The 25042-nt window shown below is 42.7% G+C and carries 15 protein-coding genes; 3 read left to right on the top strand and 12 right to left on the bottom strand.

The genetic code is table 11. The annotated features are described in order from the left end of the window. Window positions 1–40 precede the first annotated feature (40 nt). The 4 genes from ABIC84_RS18535 to ABIC84_RS18520 form a co-directional block, all read right to left on the bottom strand. Complete coding sequence (locus ABIC84_RS18535; RefSeq protein WP_429264497.1) at window positions 41–1579, bottom strand: RagB/SusD family nutrient uptake outer membrane protein; 1539 nt, start codon at window positions 1577–1579, stop codon at window positions 41–43. Between the two features lie 18 nt (window positions 1580–1597). Further along, window positions 1598–4951: a SusC/RagA family TonB-linked outer membrane protein gene (locus tag ABIC84_RS18530; protein ID WP_429264496.1), complete on the bottom strand. Its 3354-nt coding sequence runs from the start codon at window positions 4949–4951 to the stop codon at window positions 1598–1600. Window positions 4952–5073: 122 nt separating this feature from the next. Beyond that, window positions 5074–6018 (bottom strand): FecR family protein, encoded by a 945-nt coding sequence (locus tag ABIC84_RS18525; RefSeq protein ID WP_429264495.1) that lies wholly within the window; start codon window positions 6016–6018, stop codon window positions 5074–5076. Between the two features lie 70 nt (window positions 6019–6088). Then, the gene (locus ABIC84_RS18520) at window positions 6089–6682 is read right to left on the bottom strand and encodes an RNA polymerase sigma factor (protein ID WP_429264494.1); all 594 of its coding nucleotides are present in this window, start codon (window positions 6680–6682) and stop codon (window positions 6089–6091) included. Between the two features lie 123 nt (window positions 6683–6805). Between ABIC84_RS18520 and ABIC84_RS18515 the strand changes: the two genes are divergently transcribed. Beyond that, a complete protein-coding gene (locus ABIC84_RS18515; RefSeq protein WP_413316953.1) occupies window positions 6806–7783 on the top strand; it encodes a 3-keto-disaccharide hydrolase in 978 nt (325 codons plus the stop codon). An 88-nt stretch (window positions 7784–7871) separates the two neighbouring features. Here ABIC84_RS18515 and ABIC84_RS18510 read toward each other — a convergent pair whose 3' ends face one another. The 6 genes from ABIC84_RS18510 to nirB form a co-directional block, all read right to left on the bottom strand. Continuing rightward, window positions 7872–9314: a rubredoxin gene (locus tag ABIC84_RS18510; protein WP_429264493.1), complete on the bottom strand. Its 1443-nt coding sequence runs from the start codon at window positions 9312–9314 to the stop codon at window positions 7872–7874. A 4-nt stretch (window positions 9315–9318) separates the two neighbouring features. Further along, window positions 9319–12834: a molybdopterin-dependent oxidoreductase gene (locus ABIC84_RS18505; RefSeq protein ID WP_429264492.1), complete on the bottom strand. Its 3516-nt coding sequence runs from the start codon at window positions 12832–12834 to the stop codon at window positions 9319–9321. 103 nt (window positions 12835–12937) lie between these two features. Further along, entirely contained in the window at window positions 12938–14224 is a 1287-nt protein-coding gene (locus ABIC84_RS18500; protein ID WP_429264491.1) for an MFS transporter, read from the bottom strand. Window positions 14225–14330: 106 nt separating this feature from the next. Next, complete coding sequence (locus ABIC84_RS18495; RefSeq protein WP_429264490.1) at window positions 14331–15872, bottom strand: alginate export family protein; 1542 nt, start codon at window positions 15870–15872, stop codon at window positions 14331–14333. A 596-nt stretch (window positions 15873–16468) separates the two neighbouring features. Further along, a complete protein-coding gene (nirD, locus tag ABIC84_RS18490; RefSeq protein WP_429264489.1) occupies window positions 16469–16819 on the bottom strand; it encodes a nitrite reductase small subunit NirD in 351 nt (116 codons plus the stop codon). A gap of 66 nt (window positions 16820–16885) precedes the next feature. Beyond that, on the bottom strand, window positions 16886–19381 hold the full coding sequence (gene nirB / locus ABIC84_RS18485; RefSeq protein WP_429264488.1) for a nitrite reductase large subunit NirB: 2496 nt from the start codon (window positions 19379–19381) through the stop codon (window positions 16886–16888). A 289-nt stretch (window positions 19382–19670) separates the two neighbouring features. Here nirB and cobA point away from each other — a divergent pair, with 289 nt between their 5' ends. Further along, window positions 19671–20399, top strand: a complete 729-nt coding sequence (gene cobA, locus ABIC84_RS18480) for a uroporphyrinogen-III C-methyltransferase (protein ID WP_090525798.1) — start codon at window positions 19671–19673, stop codon at window positions 20397–20399. A gap of 4 nt (window positions 20400–20403) precedes the next feature. Further along, complete coding sequence (locus tag ABIC84_RS18475) at window positions 20404–20757, top strand: DUF7009 family protein (RefSeq protein WP_429264487.1); 354 nt, start codon at window positions 20404–20406, stop codon at window positions 20755–20757. 72 nt (window positions 20758–20829) lie between these two features. Here ABIC84_RS18475 and ABIC84_RS18470 read toward each other — a convergent pair whose 3' ends face one another. Then, the gene (locus ABIC84_RS18470; RefSeq protein ID WP_429264486.1) at window positions 20830–21066 is read right to left on the bottom strand and encodes a hypothetical protein; all 237 of its coding nucleotides are present in this window, start codon (window positions 21064–21066) and stop codon (window positions 20830–20832) included. 4 nt (window positions 21067–21070) lie between these two features. After that, window positions 21071–24553, bottom strand: coding sequence for a beta strand repeat-containing protein (locus ABIC84_RS18465; protein WP_429264485.1), 3483 nt, complete (start codon window positions 24551–24553; stop codon window positions 21071–21073). Between the last annotated feature and the right edge of the window lie 489 nt (window positions 24554–25042).

Raw genomic sequence — 25042 nt, 5'->3', positions numbered from 1 at the left:
CTTCAGCAATCTGAAAGCGGGGACAGTAAACATTGATGGATCAATAACCCGGGTTTTGAGTCATGTAGCCAGGGTTTAAATCAATTTCGGGCTGTGGGATGGGATATAACAATTTATTGGCTGTTACATTGTAAGTATCAGGTGTAAGGTAGTTTACATGAGTTTTTAGTACAGCTCCAAAAGCGTTCATCACGTCAACAGCTTGGCCGGTGCGTACAAGATCGTTCCAGCGGTGGTTTTCGAAGGCCAGCTCGACCCGGCGTTCATGTGCTATGATAGTGCGCAAAGATGCCTGGTCGGCAGTGGTTGTTGCGGGTAGCCCAGCCCTTGACCTTACTGTGTTCAGTGCAGTTAATGGCGATTTACCCTGCTCGTTCTGTGCTTCGGCTAAAAGCAGCAATGCATCTGAATAACGGTAAACAGGGAAGTTATCACTTGACCCGGTAACCGCAATGAGTGGCGGGTGCTCGTACTTTTTGATGTAAGGTACGCCCATTTTACCTGCTGCCGGTGTATAACCAATTACACTTTTATTGGCCGAATAAACAAACAGGTCGCTGGCGTTATAAGTACCTTCAACAATCCCGATAGAAGCATCAAGGCGCTTGTCATTGGGCTCATAGGCATTGATAAGATCCTGGGTAGGTGTATTCCAGCCACCGGTTGAGCTGTTGTTGATATTAATCCCGGTGATGATTGAGGTATTTGTACTCCTCGGTAAAAAATGAAAAGGCAGCGGGTTTGGCGTAGTGCCTAAAACTGTCCCTTCTAAAAACTGGATGTCAAATAATGATTCTTTGCTGTTTTTATTTCCGGGTGTAAAGGCATCTGCGTAATTAGCGTTTAATCCGTAACCCATGCCCGAAAGCGTAGTTAGTAAGGTTTCAGCATCTGCCCATTTCTTTTGAGTAGCGTAAACCTCGGCCAGGAGCATCGTTGCCGATCCTTTGGTGGCTTCTCCTGTTTGAGGGAATTTCGCCGGTGCACTCAACTCACTGATGGCATCCTTAGCATCGGCAATAATTTGATTATATATCGCGTCAGCTGCTGAACGTGGTAAAAAGGCATCTTCGGCCTTGGTCACTTCCTTTAAAAATAAAGGAACGCCACCAAATAACTTAACCAGTTTAAAGTAATAAAAAGCCCTTAAAAATTTGGCCTGGCCGTCAATGGGCGCTTTAACAGCCGCGTCAAAATCCGCAGCTCTCAATCGCTCAATAACAATATTGGTGCGGGAGATCCCAGTATAGCAATGCTGCCAAACAGCGTTTACATAATCGTTGGTAGATGTATTTGTGAAGTTTGAAATACTTTCGCGATATAAATACGCGGTACCACGGTTGCTGGGATAAGGCTGGTAAATGGTATTGTCCGAGCGCATTTCTGAAGTAAAGTAATCGTTTACCAAAACGTCACGCAGCGGTGCGTAGGCGGCGATGTTGGCCTGTTTAAACTGATCAACAGTTTTATAAAATGTAGCATCGGTATAGGAATCCTTTGGTGTAAGGTCGATAAAGTCTTTTTTACACGAAGCAGCGGTAAGCGCTGTTAATGCAAGGATGATATATGTCTTTTTCATACAATGGTCTTTGGGAGATTATTTAAAAGTTGCTGAAACACCAAATGAAAAGGTGCGTGGGATTGGGTAAGCATTTTCGTCTACGCCAATGCCCAGCGTAGGATCAAGCCCGGCGAAGTTGATCTCCGGGTTCATACCCGAATATTTGGTAAGCACAAAAGCTTGCTGAACAGAGGTATAAACCCTTAAGCTGCGCATCAAAAACTTTTCGCCCAAATTAAACCGGTATCCCAGCGAAATATTCTTTGCAGTTAGGTATGAGCCGTCCTCAACCCATTGCGAGTTAACTTGCCTTCCCATTGCTGTAGTTCCGGTTTTTGTACGTGGATAAACGCCCGAGCTAGGGTTTTCCGGCGACCTCCAACGGTCGGCAGCAGCGGCAAGCATCACACGTGAACCATCGAGATTGGTTTGATAAGCCCATTTAGCCGCATTTAATATTTTGCCACCAACTGAAAAAGCCATGTGGATGTTCAGGTCCCAGTTCTTATAAACAAAATTATTGGTAAGGCCGCCGGTAAAAGTTGGCGTAGGATCGCCGATAAAGGTACGGTCATTTACATCATCAATAACGCCATCTCCATTAATATCCTTAACCTTGATGGTACCAACATCCGAGGCACTGCCATATTTGGCCGAATTAGCCAGATCATTGGCGTCTTTATATAAGCCTAAAAACACGAAGCCATAAAACTCGCCGAGGTGATGTCCCTCCTGCTGGCGGTAATAATCTGACGATACGGTATTGTTACGGCGGATATAGCCCGGAGAAACAAGATTTTTGATCAGGTTGCGGTCGAACGAAATATTTAAATTAGTTGTCCATTTCAATTTCCCGGCAAGGTTGGTTGAATTAACCGTGAACTCATGTCCCCACAACTCAATAGCACCAACGTTATCCAGGATACTTGTGAAACCTGATGCCTTAGGTATAGGGCGCTGCATGATAAGCCCGTCGGATATTTTGTGGTAGTAATCGTAAGTAAAATTCAACCGGTTATTGAACAGCGACAGATCCAGGCCGAGGTCAAATTGTTTATTGCGTTCCCAGCGAAGATCACTGTTAGCCAATCGGTTAATAGTTTGCCCGGCCACAGATGCGCCACCAAATTCATAATAATATTTTCCGATGGTTGCCTGTGCATCATAATAACCAGGGAAGAAATTATTACCGGTTACGCCATAGCTTGCATGGATCTTCATCAGGTTAAGAAAGCTGAAACGATCCATGAACTTTTCATCGCTTACTACCCAACCGGCAGATATTGATGGGAAATTACCGTAACTCTGGTTTGAGCCAAAGCGGGATGAACCGTCACGACGAATTGCGCCTTGTAACAAGTACCTGCCTTTGTAGTTGTAGTTAATACGTGCGATGCTTGACAACAACGAATAGGCATTATATGAACTCCCACCTGCAGATAAACTGGTCGCCGCATTTAAATAGGGAATATCATCACTTGGATAACCTAAACCGGTTAAGGTATTATTAGTACCGCTATATTTTTGAGCAGAATATCCTGCCAGCGCTTCGATATTATGATTTCCAAAAGATTTACGGTAAACGAGGTTCGCCTCCGCTGTATATGATCCATTATCTACCGAACTGCTGGTTCCGGTGGCCTGGCCTACCGTTGAAGTAACCACACCCGACTGAAAATACTGCCGCGTTTCACCGCCTTTATCTACAGCAATATTAGCTTTGATGCTAAGGCCGGTTAAAAACTCGTAGTTTAAATAGCCATTGGCCAGGATGCGTGTAGTTTTATAATCATCGTTAGTAAGGTTGAACTGGGCCAGCGGGTTAATATAAGCTACCATACCCGGTGAATAAGTATCACGGTTGTAACTGCCATCTGCATTATAAGGCGACTTTAACGGACTGGCTTCAAAAATCCTTTCAAACAAACCGCCAACCCCATCAGTACCTAAACGATTGTTATGGTCAAGGCGATAGCTTGGCGCAAGATTAAAGCCTATTTTTAATTTATTGTTGCTTAATGAAAGGTCCTGGTTAATGCGTAATGAAAACAATTTGGTACCGGTATTGATCAATACACCTTGCTGCTCCTGGTAGCCGGCCATAACTGTTGAGCTTGACTTTTCACGTGCACTGCGGATGGTGATATCATAACTTTGTATAGGCGCGGTTCGGGTAAGCAGTTTATACCAGTTTGTACCTTCGCCATATTGCTCCGGATTAAGGTACTCAGTTGGGGTGGCAGTTGTATAACCGGGTTCATATTTACGGCTGTCGGCAAATTTTTCATTCATGTATTGGGCAAAGCCGCGTGCATCCATCATTTTCGGAACGCGCTCGCCCGGTATTTTCTGTACACCGTAATTAGCGTTAAAATCAATCTGTGCATCACCCGGTTTTGCATGTTTGGTGGTGATCAGAATTACGCCATTTGCAGCACGAGATCCATAAAGTGCAGTAGCCGAGGCGTCTTTTAATATGCTGAAGCTCTCGATCTCGGCTGGGTTCATGTTATTGATGCTGCCTGTAACAGGGATTCCATCAATCACTACCAAAGGCTGGTTACTGGCATAAAAGGATGCCGCCCCCCTAATCCTGAATTCTACACCACGGCCCGGCTGTCCGCTGCTTTGTGCTACCTGAACACCTGCAGCCTTACCTTGCAATTGCTGAGCAAACTGCATTACAGGCATATCCTGAAGCGGAGCTGCATCAACCTGGGTAAGCGAACCCGTAACTTCCCTTGCACGCTGTTTTCCATAACTTACGGTAACTTCTTTTAACTGGCTGCCGGCCACAAGGCGAATATTTAAAGTAGTTGTTTGATTACCATTGATTGTAACATTGGCAGATTCAACACGGCTGTAACCCACAAATGAAGCAGCCACGGTGTAAGTACCTTCGGGCAGGCTGATATTGTACCTGCCATCTGCATCGGTCATCATTCCAAACGAGGTACCAACTATGCTTACCGATGCACCAGGTAAGGGCTGTCCGCTTTCATCTGTTATCCGCCCGCTTACCCGTCCGGTAAGCTGCCTGTAAAGTATAATATTACCGGCTTGCTCCTTAAAGCCTATCTCCTGCCCTTTAAACAAATCCGTTAGGATATTTTTCAGGCTTTCGTTCTGATAATTTGCCGCATTGACGTGTTTATTAGCGAGTTTTAAAAACAACTCGTCATAGGCAAAAGCAACGTTGGCCTTTTGCTCCAGTTTTTTTATAACTGAAGAAAGGTCTTCGTTCCCGATGCTGATATCAAGCCGGGTATTAACCCCCTGGGCCGCTAACTCAGTGGCTTTTACCGATACCAGGCCGATGGTTATTGATATGGAAATTAGTAAAAAAGAGATACGCATAAACTGTCTGCATAACTGTGTATGGAAATTCATATTTTTGATTGCTTTGTAATAGTCAAATTTTGCTGAGCATTGCGGGTTGTGGTCGGCAAACCTTCACCTGCTGAAATTAAAGCCGGCTCCTGCTGAAACAGGACCGGTTTCTTTTTTAAGGGTTAATAAATAATTACTTCAGTACCCTCCTTTCTGAAATGTGCATTATGTATGGCGCTGATGAGTTTCAGCGTTTCTGTGGCCGGTGTATTGCGCTTAATACGTAAGGTGAATAAATAATCATGCACCCGTTTGCTGCCTGCTTTTAAAGTAAGGCCATACAGGTTTTTAAAAACCAATGACAGTTCCTCAAACTTTACTCGATTTAAATAAGTGTCACCATCTTTCCAACTCTGGCTTTGACCGGCATCCACTTTTTTCTGCTCAAAGGTGCCATTGTCCGTCATATAGCTGAGTTCCTGTCCCGGTGCGAGGAATGAAAGCAACTTTGTTCCTTTACTTACCCCTACCTTGCCGGTAACAACAGTAATTTTAACATGAGGAAGGCTGTGATATGCGTTGATGTTGAACGAGGTTCCTAAAACCTGCACCTGTAAAGGAGCGGTGATAACCCTGAATGGTTTGTGAACATTGTGCTTAACCTCAAAATAAGCCTCCCCCTCATCCAGGTAAACCTGGCGTATAGTTTTATCAAAATTAGAAGGGATCCGTACACGGCTTTGGGCATTTAACCAAACAACAGAACTATCCGGCAATGTCAGTTTCCTGATCTCACCGTTATGTGTACTTAAAGTGGTATAAGTTTCCGGAACTATAGTTGCGGGGTTTCTCAGAAAATAAATCAACGCAGCGGAGCAGCATAACAATAAAATACTTGCAGCAATTCGATAGCTGAACCACATCGACCGTACAGGCGTATTGATGGAGCCGCTGATCTTTGCATGCATAGCATTTCTTGCGCGCTCCAGCTCTTCTGCCGGCAACGCTTGCTTTTCATTCCCGGCATCATATGAATCATACCAGGCTTCAATGATCGCTTTTTCGGTTTCGTTAGTTGCGCCTTTCTGGTACCGGCCCAGTTGTTTTATAAATTTACGTAGCTCCATAGTGGGTTTTCAACAGTAAGTCGTTAAAAGGCCCTGGAGGTACTTATAATTTACATCAACATTTTGTTAATTAATTGTAAAGCACAAATAGTATTAGTGCTAAATAGGCGGCGCTTTGTTCGGGGTGTTTTTCGGAGATAGCGATACGGAGCCGGCGCAGTACTTCAGAGATGTAATTTTTTACCGTTTGCTCAGCCAGTCCTAATTCGCTGGCAATTGCTTTTACCGAGTGGTTTTCGCTGCGCAGTTCGTAAACCTTTTGCAGCATTTCGGGCATATGCTTAACCGCCTGTTCAAGCGTTTGCTCCAACTCAAGATATCCGGAATGGTCATGTACGGAATTTTCAAGCAATTCTACACGCTGCAGCGCATCCTCCAGGCGCACATGCGTAACCTTTTGAGTTCTGAAATAACTGATCACGCTCAGACGTACCGCGCTCAATAAATATTGCTCGAAACTTGTTTGAATGTTTAGGGAATGTCTGCGCTGCCACAGTTTGATGAAAATTTCCTGAATGAGGTCCTGCGCTTGTGCTTCGTCATCAAGCCTGGCACGGGCTGCCTGGTACGCGCGCTCCCAATAACGCTCAAACAGCAGATCAAAAGCCGAATGATCGTCTTCCCTGATTCGTGAAAGTAAAATAGTATCGGCAATTTCTATCATTTGATGCTACAAACCTACATTACTAATGTTAACTAAACTTTAAGAAAATGATCGCTGCATGGTTGTTACAAAAAACTAACCGTCTAATAAAATATTGGATGATAGTTTGTAGATTTAAAAATTATGAGAAACCAACCTACTATTAAAAAGAACTCAAATAGCAGATTCATCCGCATACAGCTCATCGCAGGATTGCTGCTTTTAATGATTTCGGGAGCCAAAGCTCAACAGGCAAAGGACCCTGCCGTTATCGGCCGATGGGATATAACCATCGACAAAGGTGGCAAAAGCCTTCCTTCCTGGCTGGAAGTTCAAAAATCAGGCACACATACCCTGATTGGCCGTTTTACCTATGCTTTCGGAAGTGCGCGACCAATATCAGAAGTAAAACCACACGACGGCAAATACAGCTTCTCTATCCCGCTGCAATGGGAAGAGGGAAACCGGAACATGGATTTTGAATTTGAGGTTAAGGGTGAAGAATTAACCGGAACAATGGTATATTCAGATGGGGTTACTTATCATTTTACAGGTGTCAGAGCTCCATCAATGACAAGGGCAAAGGCACCTGTTTGGGGCAAACCTGTTAAACTGTTCAACGGTAAAGACACCAAAGGCTGGCATACTGACGGCAAAAACCAATGGGTAGTAGAATCGGGCATATTGAGAAGCAAGCACTCCGGCGCAAACCTTATTACCGATCAAAAATTCAGCGATTTTAAATTACACATCGAATTTCGCTATCAAAAAGGCAGCAACAGCGGCGTTTACCTGAGAGGGCGCTATGAGGTACAGGTTATCGACACTAAAACCGGTGAGCCTGAACCTATCAATAACCAGTTTAGCGCTATTTACGGTTTCCTGCCGCCTAATAAAATGATGGCAAAAAATGCCGGGGAATGGCAATCATATGATATTACACTGGTAGGGCGTTTAGTTACCATCGTAGCCAATGGCACCATGGTGATATGCCAGCAGGAGATTCCGGGCATTACCGGCGGGGCTATCGACAGTAAAGAAGGTGAACCAGGGCCGCTCCTGATTCAGGGGGATCACGGACCTATCGATTACAGAAACATTATCATTACTCCGGCAAAATAAATTACCGAAGGTATATTATTAAAAAAATCGGCCTGTTTATACTAAGCAAACAGGCCGATTTTTTTCAAACTGATTTATTTAAAAACGATTAATCGGCTTGATACATCAGTTCTGCAAAGTTCTCCTTTTCGGCGCCGCAGGTTGGGCATTCATATTCGCTTAAATTTTCAAAAGGCATTCCGGGTTCTATATTATTAAAGATATCTCCATACAACTCGTCATAAATAGTGAAACAGCTTTTACATTGATGAACTGTTTTTTGATTGGGTGATTTAATTTCATTATTGGTTTTGCTTACCGGCAATGGTGATAGGTTATTGATTTGTTGTTCATAAAACATATCGCAAAGCGCTGTCAGGTGCCTGCTTAAATCTGCTTTGGCAACACCTTGTTTGTAAATCACAAATTCGCGGGTATTGTGGTTAAAATCGCGGGTATGCACAATTTCAAATTCATCAGGCATCCGTGCGCGGATCATAACCGAACCATAGATCCCCGATTTAGGCGAGCGCTTTATGGCAAAGCTAAGTCCATATGTTCGCAAATCGGCCTCCTCAAATTCGCTTACCAATTGCTGCTTAAGCTCGAGGCAGGGATTGCAAAGGTCTTCAACCTGCCAGTTAAGCTCATTTGAAGCATGCCTGATGTTTACCCGGTATTTATTAAGCAGGTTACCCCATAACGGCCTGTGCTTTGCCTCGATATTTTTAATGAGTAAGGATTTCCACGGGCTAAAATACAATTGTCCAACCCTGGTTTGCATACACAGGTTGCAGATTTCTTTCAAAAACTCAATATCAAAAAGCTCGTGGCGCCTGTAAATACCCAGCCAGTATTTATTACCCTGTTTGTTAAAACCCTCATAATAGGGTAGTTGAAATTCGGGAATAATAAGCGGTTGATCAATTTCCTGGATTACAAATTGGTAACCGGCAGTAACTAATTGATAAAGCTTATCGGGATTGATTTCAACCTGATCGTAAAACAGCTTTTTGTTGGCAAATATAACCTGTTGTATTGCTTTGCCAATGGCGGGAATATCATCCGAATAAACCAATACAGGCCAGCAATACAGGATATTAGTTTTAGGAAACCTGATATACAAGTACCAGTAATTACTTACCGGCGAAGAAATAAAATTAAGGTTACCGGTAAAAAAAGAAGCAAAAGTTTGATTGCTGTCAACCAGGTTTATTTTCAGTTCGGGCTGATAATCAAACAGGTCGAAAATGTCTTTATAAACACCTTCTTTGAGCCAGTTCTCCTGGTTAAAAATACCATCAGCTATGTACGAACTGGTGATGTTGGGATAAGTATCCTGGTTAACTTCATGGTCAATACCGGCACTAAGCATATCAAATCCCAGATCCTCCAGCTGCGCTTCTTCAATTTCAAAATACAGTTGCTGCCGGTTCCCAAAACGGACCTGTTTAGCACCAGCATTTTGCGCGATGATGAGCATCTCGTAAAAATCACCGGCAGAAGCTACACCGCCGGGTAAATTTATCTTAATTAGTTGCTTATTATCCATTAGTTCAAGCTTTTAATAATTGTTGCTCAAGTACTTCTTCCAACAGGCGTTTTACTTCGGGCCTGCATGATCCGCAGCCCGTTCCAGCTCCGGTTTGGCTGCAAACATCGGCCAGTTGGGTACAGCCGCCGGCTACTTTATTACGTATATTATCGGCCCCCACGTTGTTACAACTGCAAACCAGCTTGCCCAAAACAGGTTCGGCTACCTTACCGCTGCGAAGCAATTTAAGGCGCTTATCGCTGAGCTCGGTTTTGTTTGCTATCAGCTCCCTGAATTCCTGAAATTCACCTTTATCACCAATTAAAATGGTGCCCACCAGCCTGTCCTGGTGAATAATGCATTTTTTATAATAACGCTTGGCCTTGTCTATAAACACAATTTCTTCATAGTCTTTTTCATTCGGGCAATCAGATAAACCGATACTGCACAGATCAAAACCATGAATTTTGATGATATTCATAAACAGGCTGCCCTTGTAATAACTGGCTATGTCGCCGTTCATATAGCCTGCAACTACAGCAGCTTGTTGTTCCGCAGCAGCGGTTATACCATATAATGTGCCGTTAAACTCTGCTATTTCGCCAATGGCGTATATGTTCGGATCGCTGGTAAGCAAACGTTCATTAACAATTACGCCGCGCTTAATTTCAAGGCCGCAATCTTTTGCAATTTCAAGGTTTGGCGTAGTACCGATGGCCAGGATCATGGCATCGCAGTCAATTTTTCGCCCGCTTTTTAAACCTATACCGGTAAGCTTGCTGCGACCGTAAAATAACTGTACTTCGTCGTCATAAAAAATATCGCAGCCTTGATCAACCATTTCTTCGTGCAAGAGCCTGCTGCCCAACTCATCCAATTGGCGGTTTAAAAATCTTGATGTACGTTGAATAATGGTGATGGTAATCCCTATTTCACGCAGGGAAGCCGCCATCTCCAATCCCAATAAACCACCACCAACAATAACCACATGCCCGTTTTTAGGTACATGCTTTTTGAAATTATCAGCATCGTTACGGCTGCGCATACTGAAGATCCCCGGCAGGGATGGAACGTTTTTAGGAATTGCCGCCCGGCTGCCGGTAGCCAACAGCAACACATCGTAATAGGTTTTTACACCGCGGCTATCGAGGACATATTTGTTAACACGATCTATTTTCTCGACACTTACGCCACGTAATAACTTTATTTTAAGTTCGGGTTCTTCCTCATCCGTCATTTTTACCAGTTGCTCCCAGCGTTGCTCACCGCTGATATAATCTGGCAGCATAACACGATTGTAAAAAGGATGGTCTTCTTTACTGAAAATGATGATCTCATCATCTTTGTTGAGCTCCCGATATGATCGTACAAAGCCGTGCGCACCGGCACCGGCGCCAACAACCACAATTCTTTGAAATGGCTTTTTATATTTTTGGATATTTACCCCGCAATACTTAAAATCCGGCTCCTTTGATATCGGATCAAGTGCGTCATTAGTAACATTGTTAATGCGGTGCAGATCATTGTTCAGGATCTTGCCCCAATGCATCGGCACAAAAACGACACCCTGCTTTATCTGTTCGGTAATCCTGGCTTTTACCCTCACTTCCCCCCTTCTGGATGTAATAATAGTTACATCGCCTTCCCTGATTTCCAATGCTTCAGCATCAGCAGGATTGATCTCGATAAATGACTCTTTAATATGCTGGTTAAGCTTATTCACCTTACCGGTTTTGCTCATGGTGTGCCATTGATCTCGAATGCGGCCGGTAGTGAGAATAAAAGGATAGTCGCCGTCAGGAACCTCGCTGGTATGCGCATCCGGTACCGCGCTTATCTTAGCGTTACGTGTTTCGGTATAAAATTGCTTGTCGGTAAACAAGCGGGGTGTCCCTGGTATCGCATTACGTTTTTTATAAGGCCATTGTATTGACCGTTGTTGTATGATGGTTTCGTGCGTGAGCCCGCTGATATCAATATTGGTTTTGCCGGTAAGTTTAGCATGCTCGGCATAAATTTCTGCGGCATTTTTGAAGTCGAAGCCTTTGTACCCCATTTTTTGAGCAAAACGGCAAATGATCTCGCTATCCGGCATAGCCTCGCCTGGTGGGTCAAGTACTTTACTCAAATAACTGATCCGCCTTTCAGAATTGGTCATAGTACCCTCCTTTTCGGCCCAGGCTGCTGCGGGGAGGATCACATCGGCATAAGCCAATGTTTCGGGCTTATTGCTGATCTCCTGAACCACCACAAACTTTGCTTTTTTCAAAGCCTCTTCGGCAAGGCGTACGTTTGGCAAGCTGGTTAGCGGATTAGTGCACATGATCCAGATGGCTTTAAGGCGGCCATCATTCAGGGCCTCAAACATCTCCGTTGCGGTAAGACCAGGTTTTGCGGCTATCTCTGTGCCTCCCCAAAACTTCTGTACCTCCGCCCTGTCTGCCGGATTGGTTAAAACACGATGCGCCGGTAAAAGATTAGCAAGCCCCCCTACTTCACGTCCGCCCATAGCATTTGGTTGCCCGGTTAGTGATAATGGGCCAGATCCGGGCTTACCAATATGGCCTGTTATCAAATTAAGATTCAGGAGGCTTAAATTTTTATTTACCCCAACAGCGCTTTGGTTCAAGCCCATTGTCCACATTGAAATGAAGCCTTTCGCTTCGCCAATATAACCGGCAGCAAGGCGGATATCGTTTTCGCTTACACCACAAATAGCAGCCGATTCAGCAAGGGTACGTTCAAATACCAGTTTGCTATACTGCTCAAAACCATCAGCATGATTGTGTACAAAATCAATATCGATATCACCGTTCTCTATCAATACCCTGCCAATAGCGTGGTTAAGTGTGATATCGGTACCCGGATTTAACTGCAGGTGCAGATCGGCATTGCTGCAGGTATCCGTAACCCTGGGGTCAACAACGATGATTTTCACATCGGGATTTGCGGCTTTATGCGCTTCAACCCTTCGCCATAAAATAGGATGGCACCAGGCTGGGTTAGCTCCGGTTACATAAAAGCAATCGGCCAGTTCAATATCGTCATAACAAACAGGTACAGTATCCTCGCCTAAAGCAATTTTATACGCGGCAACCGCGCTGCTCATACACAAACGCGAATTAGTATCTATATTATTACTGCCAATAAAACCTTTAATTAGCTTATTGACAACATAATATTCTTCAGTAAGGCACTGGCCTGAGGCATAAAATGCAACCGAATCCGGCCCGTATTTATCAATGAACGTTTTAAAAATGGCTGCTGTGCGCTCCAATGCGTCGTCCCAGCTTACCCTTTGCAGGGGCATGCTTTTGTTATAACGCATTTGAGGGTACAGCAGCCTGTCGGTTTTATCATTAGCTGTGTAATGCAGGTTAAGCCCTTTACTGCACAACATGCCTTTATTTACAGGATAGTCCTTATCGCCCTCAAGCGTTATACTGCCATTTTTTTCTTTATTAATTACCACACCACAGCCTACCCCGCAGTAGCAGCAAGTACTTTTAAATGTATTTTGAGGGCGTTTGTTCAACATTTCTTTTAAGCTAAAAGCTTTTCTTTAAGCCGAAAGCTTAAGGCTTAAAGCCTAAAGCTTTCATATGATTTCTTTTCTATTTATTCAGCCTTCTGCTTTAAGCTTATAAAGCTAAAGCAGGTTCATCTGCTGTTTGAGCTTCAGCCTGTTTTTGAAAACGGGTGATCAGCACAATCACGGAAATTACCATAACAGTTATACCGATGTAGGTAAATGCCTGTATATAGGTGATATGCTCCGATTTAAAAAGAAATCCAAACAACATCCCGCCAAGGTTACCGCCCGCACCCACTATACCACTTACCATCCCAACATTTTTACTGTTGATGAAAGGCACTATGCCATAGGTGGCGCCGTTTGACATTTTGAGGAACAACGCGAATGAAAGCATGGAAATAATAGCCATTGTAAGGCTGCCCGAATTTGCAAACAGAACAAGGCCAATACCCTCCAGCAGCAGCACGCCGGCAAGCAATAGGCCTTTGCCGCGCATACCGAATTTGCCGCCAACTTTATCAGATACGATGCCGCCTAACGCACGGGCAAAAATGTTCATGAAGCCAAAAATACCTGCCCAGAAACCGGCCGAACTTTGCGACAAATGAAAAGTATCTACAAAATGCAGGGAAGCTACGTTATCAAAAGTGATCTCCATACCAAAACACATCGCATAGGCCAGTGTAAGTGCCCAAACACGCCAGTCGGCCAATATCGACCAATCGGTTTTTGATGGGTTGGTTTTGGCATAACCTACTTCATCATAGTTACCGTTAGGCGTGTCTTTGGTAAATTTCCAGTATACGAATGCTATTATCAGCATCATTACACCCGGAACTATCATGGCATACCTCCAGGCTTCGGCCTTGGTAAAACCGGCCCCTACTATAGCAGCAAATATTAAAGGCATCACCATATTGGTTACACCACCGCCAAGGTTACCCCAACCACCGGTTACCGCGTTGGCTGTACCTTTTATATTAGGCGCAAACATCATAGAAGTGTGGAACTGGGTAATTACAAAAGATGAACCTATTACACCAATAGCCAGGCGGAACAGTAAAAACGAAGTATAATCATGAGCCAGACCTACCAGAAAAACAGGCAATGACCCTATAATTAATAACCTGACTGCTGTTTTACGCGGTCCCCAGGTATCACAAAGTTTACCTATAATAAGGCGGGCAATAATTGTTGCAGCTACAGATGCAATGATGGTGTTACCCACTTGTCCTTTACTCAAATGTAATTCGGCACGGATGGTTGGCATTAATGGCGCCAGTCCGAACCAGCCAAAAAAGCAAACAAAAAACATGAGCCAGGTAATGTGAAAGGTGCGCATTTGTACACCCTTTAATGAAAATATGTTGAGTTTGGTAAGTTGTTTTTCCATTTTTTTAAGCTTAGAGCTCAAAGCCTAAGGCTAAAAGCTGTTTGTTGTACTTTAATTTTTTAACATTTCTCGCTTTCGGCTTTTAGCCTTAAGCTTTCAGCCTACATTACTTGTTTAAAAACTCAGGTTTGATATTAAGTTGCAGGTATGCCCAAAACGGGTGCAGTTTGCTGCTATCCGGCGTTAAACCTTTAGCATACTCCATGCTGTGGGTTGCTGCCATGTAAGATAAGCCCAGATCAACAGCGGTAAATTTGTTAAGCTTATAGCTGTTGGTGAGATCAAACTCAGTACCCAAATATTTGTCGATAGGTTGGCCGTTTGTTCCTTTCTGATCTTTAGCCAACAGAAAGTAATGATTAGCCAAATCAACGCTAAATCGCTTATTATCTGAAAGATATTTGATTTTAACGTAAGGGTTGCTCAAGCCGCCGGTTGGGGATCCGGTGCCTGCATAAAAATAGTCCATATAGCCCCAGAACTTATGCGGAGTACCATACAATGGGTCAAACCTGTGATTGGTTTTTGAAGTGGACAGCGCATCATTTCCTGACAGATAGTCCCATCCGGCTGTGTAAGCCATGTTACTGCTTTTGTATGATAAAGATGCGGTATAAGTGTAAGCACTTAACTCAGCACCGTCGCGATCATGACCTCCCTGGTAATAAAATCCAGCGGTAGCAGCCCATTCATCTTTGCTGCCGAAAACGGGATTAACAAGCAGCCCGGTTGTATAGCGGGTATTAACTCCTGGTTGATTAAACCGGCGGCCATATATATAACCAACATCTTCGCCTGATACATTTTTTACCGAATCGAGCTTGTATTTGGCAAACTGATCGGCCAGGAAAAGGCCGGTTACTTTAGTTTTATTAAATTTTTTAGCAAAGTAGAGATATTCAAGTGCTTTATAGTTCTGGCTTTGCCCGTTAGTACCGGGAGGATTTAAAAATGAGAGGTTGCCGTTTTTGGCGCTAATACCAGAGGCATTGACTAGCGGGATAAGCCCGGCAGGGGTGTTAGCCAGATTACCTTTGCTATCCTTTACTGTAGCGGGTACATTGGCCGGTGTATAATAGGTGCCATTATAGTTAATAGCATCAGAGCTTTGATTAAAGGCAGCGCCGAGATCAACCTGCCAGCCTGATTGAAGAAGTTTTAATACGATGGCGTCGTGCCTGCGGGCTTGCTGAATCCAGTCGGTAGCGCCAAGCAAGCGTTCATCGTCATAGCTAATTTCCTGGCGACCAGCTTTTATGGCGAAATAATCAACAGGTGATTTTTTAAAGGAAGTGTCTTTTTTGTTGGAGAGGATCAGCTCGGCCCAGGCTTCGTGAAGGCTTAGCCGGCTGCCGTCGTTGATAGTAATAGTTGAGGCATCCTGGCCCCACAGCCTTACATCCTGTACGGATGTTTGGAAAATAAGCTTGCTGCTTTTGTAATTAAAGGTGAGCCGCGTTCGTTGTGACACAAAGGCCGCGTTTTTGTTACCTACCGGTTCTAAAGTTCCATAACCATCACGTAATTCGCCCCTTGTTTTGATCTGGCCTGTCAAAGACAGCTGCGCAGAAGCATTATAAGAAACGAAACATGATATAATTAATAGAATTTTTCCAATAGTGTATTGATTAGATACATTTTTGTACATTTGAATTGGTTTTTTATTTGTTAAAGCGATTAAAAACTATTTAACCCTGTCTGGGAATGCGACCTCCCGGCAGGGCTTTTTTATGAATTTTTGATTTTTACCATAGGCTCAACCTTTTTTGATTTATTTGTCTGTTTAATTATGATAAATATAACTTATTTAATGATTGCGTACAAATAATTGATTTTTAAAATGAATTTTTATGATTAAAATCATTAAAAACTATATTTTTTGACAAAAACTCAAATTACAAACGATCAAAAACAGCTGAAATGCATTTTTAACAATTTATTAATAGATAAAAAACCAATAAACCATCGCAAAAAACAAATTAAAATCCTTTCAATAAAATAAAACCACTATAAAAAATCACATACATTGATATAAATCCATTTAAATTTGCTTTAAACTCTAAAAATTCGAAAAATAAATTCAAAATAAGACGGCAAAAACGAACATGGCTTTATTAACCAATACCTTGGTGTATAAAATACACTGAAATTTTAAACAAAAACGCAAAAAAAGCGCCATTACCCCTTTCGGCAACGGCGCTTAATGTAAATTTCGTTCTGTTTTCCGCCTAAATACACCAGCATTTAATCAACTCCGACAAAAACTTTTCCGTCGGCTATTTTTACCGGAAAAGTTTTTATCACCAATTCCTCTTCCCCCAAGCACTCACCGGTAAGCAGCGAAAATGTTTTTTTATGAAAAGGACAAGCTACTTTTGGCTCGCAGCTTTCGCCGGCACTGCCGATCATGCCACGCGATATTGCCATTTGCTGCTTATGTGGGCAAAGATTTTGCGTTGCATACCATTCATTGCGACGTGTAAAATTAAATATTGCTATCTGTTCATCGCCGTGCTTAATACATGATCCGCCATTTTCTGGCACATCATCAACATAACAGGCCATGATCCATTGGGTTGCTATTGTTGCTTCCATTGTGTTTTCTTTTTAATAATGATCAATCTAACTTTGAACTAAAAACTCGGGATTTCCTAATAAAACCTACCATTCCTTAGCGCGAACCTGTTCACGCATTGGCTCAAATTGAGCATGAGGATCTTTTTCATCAGGCGCATTTATAAAATGAGCGAAGCGCTTACGCATTGAACGGTTATTTATAGCCTCTTTCCACTCGCAATGGTAGGTATTTACCAACGCCTGCATTTCCTCTTCCAACTGCTCACCCAATCCGAGACTGTCATTTACTATTACATTTTTAAGATAGCTCATGCCGCCGTCGAGCTTATTAAGCCAGGTTGCTGTCCGGGTTAACTGATCGGCTGTTTTTATATAAAACATCAGGAACCTGTCGAGATATTTAATTACGGTCTCCTTATCAATATCTGTAGCCAGCAACTGGGCGTGCTGAGGCTTTGAGCCACCATTACCACACACATATAAATTCCAACCTTTCTCTGTGGCTATAATTCCAAAATCTTTTGATTGCGCTTCGGCGCACTCCCTAACACAACCACTTACGCCGCCTTTAATTTTATGCGGTGCGCGAATCCCTTTGTATCTATCCTCCACCTCGATGGCGAAAGTCACACTATCATGCAAGCCAAACCTGCACCAGGTACTGCCTACACAGCTTTTTACGGTACGGAGTGCCTTGCCATAAGCATGCCCGCTTTCAAAACCGGCATCAATAAGCTCTTCCCAAATTAAAGGCAGATCGCTCAGGTGCGCACCAAACATATCAATGCGCTGCCCTCCGGTTATTTTAGTATACAACCCGTATCTTTTAGCAACCTGGCCAATCACGATCAATTTATCAGGCGTAATTTCACCACCCGGAATACGCGGCACAACAGAATAAGTGCCTCCCTTTTGAATATTGGCTAAAAAACGATCATTGCTATCCTGTATTACTTCCTGTTTTACAATAACATCATTCCATAAACTGGATAAAATACTGGCAACAACCGGTTTGCAAACCTCACAGCCATCGCCCTTGCCGTAATGGTCAAGCACCAGGTCGTAGTTTTTCAGCCCGTTTATTTTAACAAGATCAAATAGCTCCTGGCGCGAGTAATCAAAATGCTCGCAAATAACATTTTTAATATACTGGCCATTCGCCTTCATGGTGCCGGCAATCAAATCTTTTACCAATGGCACGCAACCGCCGCAGCCTGTACCCGCCTTGGTGCATTTTTTCATGCCATCAATACCGGTAACACCGCCGTCGTTCACTGCCGAACAGATAGCACCTTTGGTAACAGCCTCGCATGAACAGATCAACGCATCATCAGGCAAGCTCATTACACCTGCCCCCGCATTAGTTTCACCTCCCCGTGATCCTAATATCAGGTCTTCCGGATCCGGCGGCAGCACTATTTTATTATTAACGGTTTGCAGCAGCATATTATATGCATCCGCATCGCCGATTAAAATACCGCCTAAAAGGTTCTTGCCATCGTTTGTTATATTAATACGTTTATAAATCCCCTTATGCGTATCCTCAAACAAAATAGTACGACAATCAGGTTCAGTAATAAAGGCATCACCAAAGCTGGCCACATCAACACCAATCAGCTTTAGCTTAGTGCTCATATCATAGCCATAAAAACTCTTATCAGCCTCAGTTAGATGAGCTACTACAATATCAGCCATCTCATAGCCGGGTGCAACGAGGCCATATATCATACCTTCGTATAAAGCACACTCGCCAATAGCATAAATACTTTCATCGCTGGTTTGCATTTTTTCGTTCACCACAATACCGCCGCGGGTACCTACATGTAAACCGGCTAGTTTAGCCAGCTCATCGCGCGGACGGATGCCGGCCGATATAACCAGCATATCTACAGCAAGCTGGCTATCATCATTAAATTTTAACGAGTGGATTTTTCTATCGCCGGTGATAGCAGCAGTGCTTTTATTAAGGTGAATATGCAACCCCAGCTGGCTCAATTTCATTTGCAACATATTACTCCCTGCAGAGTCTATCTGACGCGGCATCAGGCGCGGTGCAAATTCAATAACATGCGTTTCAGAAATACCAAGATCTATTAAAGCCTTAGCAGCTTCCAGCCCCAGCAAGCCACCACCCATTACAGCTCCTGATTTTGCATTAACAGCGCAGGCCTTGATCAACTCCAGGTCTTCAATGGTGCGATACACGAATACACCTTCCTTTTCAATACCCGGGATATCGGGCACAAAAGCCGATGAGCCGGTTGCTAAAACCAGGTAATCATATTTAAGTGTAATGCCTTTTAAAGAGTGGATTGTTTTTTCGGTGCGATTGATTTCCTGGATGGGGTCATCCAAATGCAGCGCGATGCCATTATCTGAATACCACGATAAAGTGGATAGCGACAGGTCATCAGCAGTCTTACCGTTAAAATATTCACTAAGGTGCACCCTGTCATAAGCGTGACGCGGCTCTTCGCCAAAAACAATTATTTGGAACTGTGTTGATCTGGCTAAAAGTTTTTCGCAAAACTTATAACCTACCATACCGTTGCCAACAACAATGATGGTTGGTTTTGACATATCGAAATTTTTTAAATGTTAAAGCAATTTTCAAACTAAAAATGAATCAACTGCGACCTTGATTTCATTTATATCACAATTATAACTCAAAAAAACATCAAATAAAAATTTAATTTCAATTTTTTATTAAATAAATCATGATTATTGGTGTTTAAATTCATAAATTAGTGCTATTAATATAATTTATATCAATATTTAAACAGTTTTTTTTCATTGATTTTGTGATTTTCACAAAATCAATGAAATATAAAGGCTTAAAAATCTATTTTTCAATCACTAATTTAATAAAATGCAAAAAAAAATACAAAATCCAGAACTTTTTGTACTTGGAGCCGGTCCAGGAGACCCGGAATTGATGACTATCAAGGGATTTAAGGTATTACAGCAGGCAAATGTGATATTATATGACAATCTGGCTAACAAAGAGTTACTGGCGATAAGCCGGGATGATTGTGAAAAGGTATACGTTGGCAAGCAACCTTATGGTGACTATACACCGCAGGAAACAATTCATGAGCTGATAAAACACTACGCATTTACTAAAGGTAATGTGGTAAGGTTAAAGGGAGGTGATCCATTTATATTTGGCCGCGGATTTGAAGAAATTGTTTATGCCCGTCAACATGGTATCACCACACATTACATACCTGGTGTAACCAGCATGCAGGCCTCCGGACTGGAAGACATCCCCTTAACCCACCGGCAAGTGAGCGAAAGCGTATGGATGGTTACCGGCACCAAAAAAGATGGCAGTCTATCTGCCGATTTAACCTGCGCCATGCACAGTAACGCAACAGTTGTTATATATATGGGGATGAAAAAGCTGGCAGAAATAGCATCAGCCTACATAAAAGCGGGTAAAGGCGATACACCGGCAGCTATTATACAACATGCTTCATTGCCTCAACAAAAATCTGCAAAAGGAAAAGTAAGCGGGCTTGAAGCTATCGCGGCAGATAATCAGCTTACTTACCCAGCTATTATTATTATAGGTGATGTTGTTAACGTAAAAAATTAAAAAAATGAAGATCAGAATAAAAGGAAACTCGCTGCGCTATCGCTTAACCAAAACAGACGTTGAAAACTTTGACAGGGACGGCTATTTGGAAGAAAGCACCAATTTTGGTTCACAGGTATTTAAATATGCATTGCAACGCTCTTTAAATGATTCTTTAACCGCAGACTTCAGCGCCAATACGATCATTATGCATATGCCGGTTACTATGGCCATTGAATGGACAAGTACCGACCGCGTTGGTTATGAAAATAATACCGGCCCGATGTATCTGCTTATTGAAAAAGACTTTAAATGCCTGGACAATGTGGCGGAAGACCAAAGCGACAATTATCCTAATCCGTTAAGCTTAAAACTTTAGCATTAACCCAGGAGTGAATTTATTTACTGATAAAGTATATTTATCAGTAAATAAAAATCATTTAAACCGAAGTTATGATGCAGTTTTAGATTGGTTATTCAACCTTAAATGCCGAACGGTAAAAAATAGCGCAACTAAAATTAATATCCATACCCAGGTATCCAGCGGGCAGCCATCAGGTCCGCCATCATTACCATCGCAAAGACCATCTCCCGGATCTGCAAAACTCAAGGACACTGCAAGCAAATTGATTATAATAATAGCTAATACTGTTTTCCATTTTGATATAATCATAGATAATACGTACATACTGTTATTGTTTAAAAAACATTCCGCTCCCAATCCTATCTCCTGTGCCTTCATTAACTGCAACTACTATGTAAAGTCCCCGGCCCAAACTATTAACATTTTCCTGCAAGGTATTAGTACCAATAGCCGATAGCTTTCTGACAATAGCGCCCGAAGGGCTAACTATATTGATCCTAACAGGTCTGGTTGATGTTTGTTCTACTTTTATATTGACTGTGCTGGCTGAAACTACGGTTGGATATACCAGAAATTTAACGACTCCGGCGCCCGGTCGGATTTCAAAATTGAGGTTATCAGATAATTTAGTTTCGCCGGTTACCAGGTTTTGGCTTAGCCTGTAAATGATCTGGCCGCTCCCCGGAGTTTGGTCGGTATAAGTATATTTACCTGTTCCTGTTGATTGCAGGCTATCGATGGTTAAAAAAGTTTTTCCGCCATCCGCGCTTTTCTGAACGGCGAATTTGGTAAAGTCACTTTCGTTGTTGGTTTCCCAGTTCAGTGCTACCCCTTCAATAACTTTCTTTCCTGTAAAGGTCAATAAACGGTAATCATGGCCCGGCACGATACCGATTTTAAGATAAAACCTGTCATGAGCATAGCTTGCCGGGTTCGACTCGACCTTAAACGCATATTCGGCGTTATGCACAACATCAAGCGAATCGTTGGTGTATTTATCCTTTAGATAGATGGAGTACCTTGCGTCAATACTCTTTTTTATAGGTGAAGTGAGTTTATACGTACCATAATTAGAGAAAGTAACGATAAGGTTTACACGTTTTAATTTTTCGAGGTTACCTGTGTAATTAGCAAAGCACCCTACCGAATCGCTGCTTAACGAGTAAAACAAATCGCCCTGCCCCGATGGCCGATAGTAGGGCGCATCCTCGCCGGGGACAAACCTGGCGGTAGCATTTTCATCAAAATTGATGTCGGTAGAGTTGTGAACAACAGTGTCTTGTACCAGGTTCATGGTTAGACGGGGAATACTGCTTTCAGCATTATTGGTAGCCGGGCTTGCTGCAAATGAAGCCGCAATATTTTTTGAAGGGCTGCCAACCACATTAAATACAGGGGTTGATGGAAGCGCTCCGCTATAATTTGAGTATGCCACCTTCATTGTTTCATCAAACTTAATAGCTGAAGCAGAAGTTGCAGCGGTAAAAAATCCCTGCCCTGATAAAGCGTAGCGACTTGCTCCTGTGCCAATAGATCCGGTACTGGCATCGTACAACGCGAATTTGGTTGACGAGCTATTGGTTCCGGTACTGGCATCTTTTACCAGCATATAATAAAATTTGTTGGTGGTGTTTACCGTGTAAAGGGTATGCAGATCTATTACCGACGCATATGGATTACCAATAAGGTTTAAACCTTGTTTAACAGCCGGTGTTGACGTGTGATAAGACAGGGTAGCCGGGGCACTTACCGCCGTAGTTGTATAATAAGTTGGCGGTGTAGATGGAAAATTCACAATATTGGCCGTTAATGTTGCATTGCTGGCCCCCGTACCCTTAATAACAGTTCCAAAAAAGTTTAGCGTAGCATTATCTGTTGCCGGAAAAGGCCTTACAAAGGGGTTTGCTACACTCCTGCTCCCTCTGAAATAGTATAAAAAACCGTTTGCAGGTGGCAAACCCTGACTGGTTGAGCTAAAAGGCTTGTATTCATTATTCAATACCTGATTTACATCCGAAGTAACCGGTGCGTTTTCATCATAAACAAATACCGAAGGGCTGTTGCCGGTAGCTGTAGCATCATCAAATCCATTTGTTGTACCACCTGGACCGGTAATGTAGGTTGTAGCGATAAGCGGTAAAAGATTATAGGTGCTAAGCGAACCTGTTGTTAAAAATGTTGATGTTGTATTAAGTACCGGCGATGACATTAGCATATAACGACGCAATGTACCTTTCACATAACGTTGAACATTGATACTGCCGGTAATGGTGCCTGCTGAAAGACTACCGATACTTGCATCCCCTGCAGCGGTGGATAATATGGTAAGCGCCGTTGTGGTCGACGTGGCATTGCCTACCGCAAGCGTTGACGACGAGTTAACATTTAATGTATAAGTTGGCGCGACGGTAAATTTACTTCCTGAGGCCATTGTCTTTGTTCCGCCAGTTGTGAAGGTAACGTTGTAAAAATTTGTTCCCGTAGCAGTTGCGTCTGTAAGCGTTTGGGTTGTACCGTCAAATGATATCAGCGCGGATGCATTAGGCGTGAACGTGCCTGTATTTGTGTAATTACGCGCGATATTTAAAGCGCCCGTACCCATATTCATGGTACCTGCATTGCTGAGTGTTCCGTTTATATCAATTGATCCCGTACCACCGGTAATGGTTGCTGCCGAATTATTCGTCCAGGTGGCCGCTGTTGATCCGGCTACACCAACTTTTGTAGCTGTATTGGTTGCATTGGAAAATGACACATTTGAGTTTGTAGTAAATGTGGAATCGATATTTAAATAACTTGTTTGACCAGCCGTTGTACCACCAATAACAGCGGTACCACTGCCTTGTATAATAAGGTTGTCATAAATACGATCTGTAGCCGCATTTGGGTTTACAGGACCACCACCCGGACCAAAACCCTGAACCGAAGTTGTATAAATCACTGGGTTAGCCCCTTTATAATTAACAGTAGCTTTACCTCCATGGTCACCATAAAAGTTACAGGACGCATAAGGTACAGGTATCGTTCCGATAGCGTTTGTCGCATTAAGGATTAATGTTGGATTTACAACCGTATTAGTTGTTTTATATGATGTGAGAGCATTCACCGTAAAGTAAGCGCCGTTCTGATTGGTAACACTGTGATTCGTAAAAGTTATCTGGTTATTTATGGTCATAGTCCCCCCTTCCAATCTGAATCCACTTCCGTTTTGTTGTTTTACATTCAGATGTATATTTACATTGTTGCTAGCTGTTAGTGTGTTGACTTCCGAAAACAAAAATGAAAAACTGCCATAAGTAGCTGAATTAGTACCGATCTGTATGTTTGTGCAGGAAATTGTACCGGTTCCCCTCATATCATTGAAAATGGTACCACTTGCATTAGTATTGACATCCTGGGTAATATCACCTGTTACGGTCAATGTCGCGCTATTTACAGTTAATATTGTCCCGGTTAGCGAGGTGCCCGTTAAGACTCCTCCCGAAACGTATTGAATCCGCCCAAAAGTGATCGAAGCTACTGTAACGTTTGCCGAAAGGACAGGTTGATTTGTGTAAGTAGATCCTGTGACACCAAAGCGAACAATATCGGTAGTGCTTCCGCCCTGGCCGGGGTACGAGGTTGTTGTCAGTCCTCCAACAGTCCAGTTATCCGGATTACTCCATAAAGTGCCGTTTATATAACCACCAGAACATAAAAAACCTGAACATGTCCCCGCGCCGGTCCAATCAAAAGTAGCTGCAAGAGCGAGCTTATTTATGAAGAGTGCACAGATTGATAGCAGGATAATTTTCAAATAGCTTATTTTCAAGATTTTTGTGCGCTTGGTTTTAAATTGTTTCCTTATACGTTATACATTTCCTTCAGGTTATATTTCTATGCAAAAAACAAGTTACAATTAATTAATAAGCAGAAATAAAACAATACAAATCCCCCCCTATCAGCCATTTGATTTGATCGGCCCGCTTATCGGGAATAGTATTGGTATCCTTAATGTAACCATCTAACGGCGTAAACAGGATCATACAACAAGATGGCTACGAACTGTTATTAACAACACGTATCAGGAGAACTTTAAATTTCAGGCAAAAAACAATTCGGCCTGGCGGCTAATACTTTTTTTAACTCGACCCTAAATCTTTTTTTTCCATTGTTTACTACCACAGAAGTATAATACCATTCAGAAACAATATAAAGTGTATTCGACGATAATATGAGTTTTCCAGACCCAGACTTTCAGAAAGCAAAATTCAATTTTATGTAACCTTATGAAGATTGGATGAAGGCTACGGCCGAGAGT

The organism is Mucilaginibacter sp. 3215 (assembly GCF_050433785.1).
Lineage (GTDB): Bacteria > Bacteroidota > Bacteroidia > Sphingobacteriales > Sphingobacteriaceae > Mucilaginibacter.
Note: the sequence above shows the minus strand (reverse complement) of the source record. Positions and strands in the feature narration are given on the sequence as shown.

What these genes read in the sequence shown, in the direction of transcription:
- nirB (WP_429264488.1), bottom strand. Translation starts at nt 19,381, where the DNA reads ATGTCAAAACCAACCATCATTGTTGTTGGCAACGGTATGGTAGGTTAT.
- ABIC84_RS18535 (WP_429264497.1), bottom strand. Translation starts at nt 1,579, where the DNA reads ATGAAAAAGACATATATCATCCTTGCATTAACAGCGCTTACCGCTGCT.
- ABIC84_RS18475 (WP_429264487.1), top strand. Translation starts at nt 20,404, where the DNA reads ATGAAGATCAGAATAAAAGGAAACTCGCTGCGCTATCGCTTAACCAAA.
- ABIC84_RS18530 (WP_429264496.1), bottom strand. Translation starts at nt 4,951, where the DNA reads ATGAATTTCCATACACAGTTATGCAGACAGTTTATGCGTATCTCTTTT.
- cobA (WP_090525798.1), top strand. Translation starts at nt 19,671, where the DNA reads ATGCAAAAAAAAATACAAAATCCAGAACTTTTTGTACTTGGAGCCGGT.
- ABIC84_RS18470 (WP_429264486.1), bottom strand. Translation starts at nt 21,066, where the DNA reads ATGTACGTATTATCTATGATTATATCAAAATGGAAAACAGTATTAGCT.
- ABIC84_RS18510 (WP_429264493.1), bottom strand. Translation starts at nt 9,314, where the DNA reads ATGGATAATAAGCAACTAATTAAGATAAATTTACCCGGCGGTGTAGCT.
- ABIC84_RS18500 (WP_429264491.1), bottom strand. Translation starts at nt 14,224, where the DNA reads ATGGAAAAACAACTTACCAAACTCAACATATTTTCATTAAAGGGTGTA.
- ABIC84_RS18505 (WP_429264492.1), bottom strand. Translation starts at nt 12,834, where the DNA reads ATGTTGAACAAACGCCCTCAAAATACATTTAAAAGTACTTGCTGCTAC.
- ABIC84_RS18525 (WP_429264495.1), bottom strand. Translation starts at nt 6,018, where the DNA reads ATGGAGCTACGTAAATTTATAAAACAACTGGGCCGGTACCAGAAAGGC.
- ABIC84_RS18520 (WP_429264494.1), bottom strand. Translation starts at nt 6,682, where the DNA reads ATGATAGAAATTGCCGATACTATTTTACTTTCACGAATCAGGGAAGAC.
- nirD (WP_429264489.1), bottom strand. Translation starts at nt 16,819, where the DNA reads ATGGAAGCAACAATAGCAACCCAATGGATCATGGCCTGTTATGTTGAT.
- ABIC84_RS18495 (WP_429264490.1), bottom strand. Translation starts at nt 15,872, where the DNA reads ATGTACAAAAATGTATCTAATCAATACACTATTGGAAAAATTCTATTA.
- ABIC84_RS18515 (WP_413316953.1), top strand. Translation starts at nt 6,806, where the DNA reads ATGAGAAACCAACCTACTATTAAAAAGAACTCAAATAGCAGATTCATC.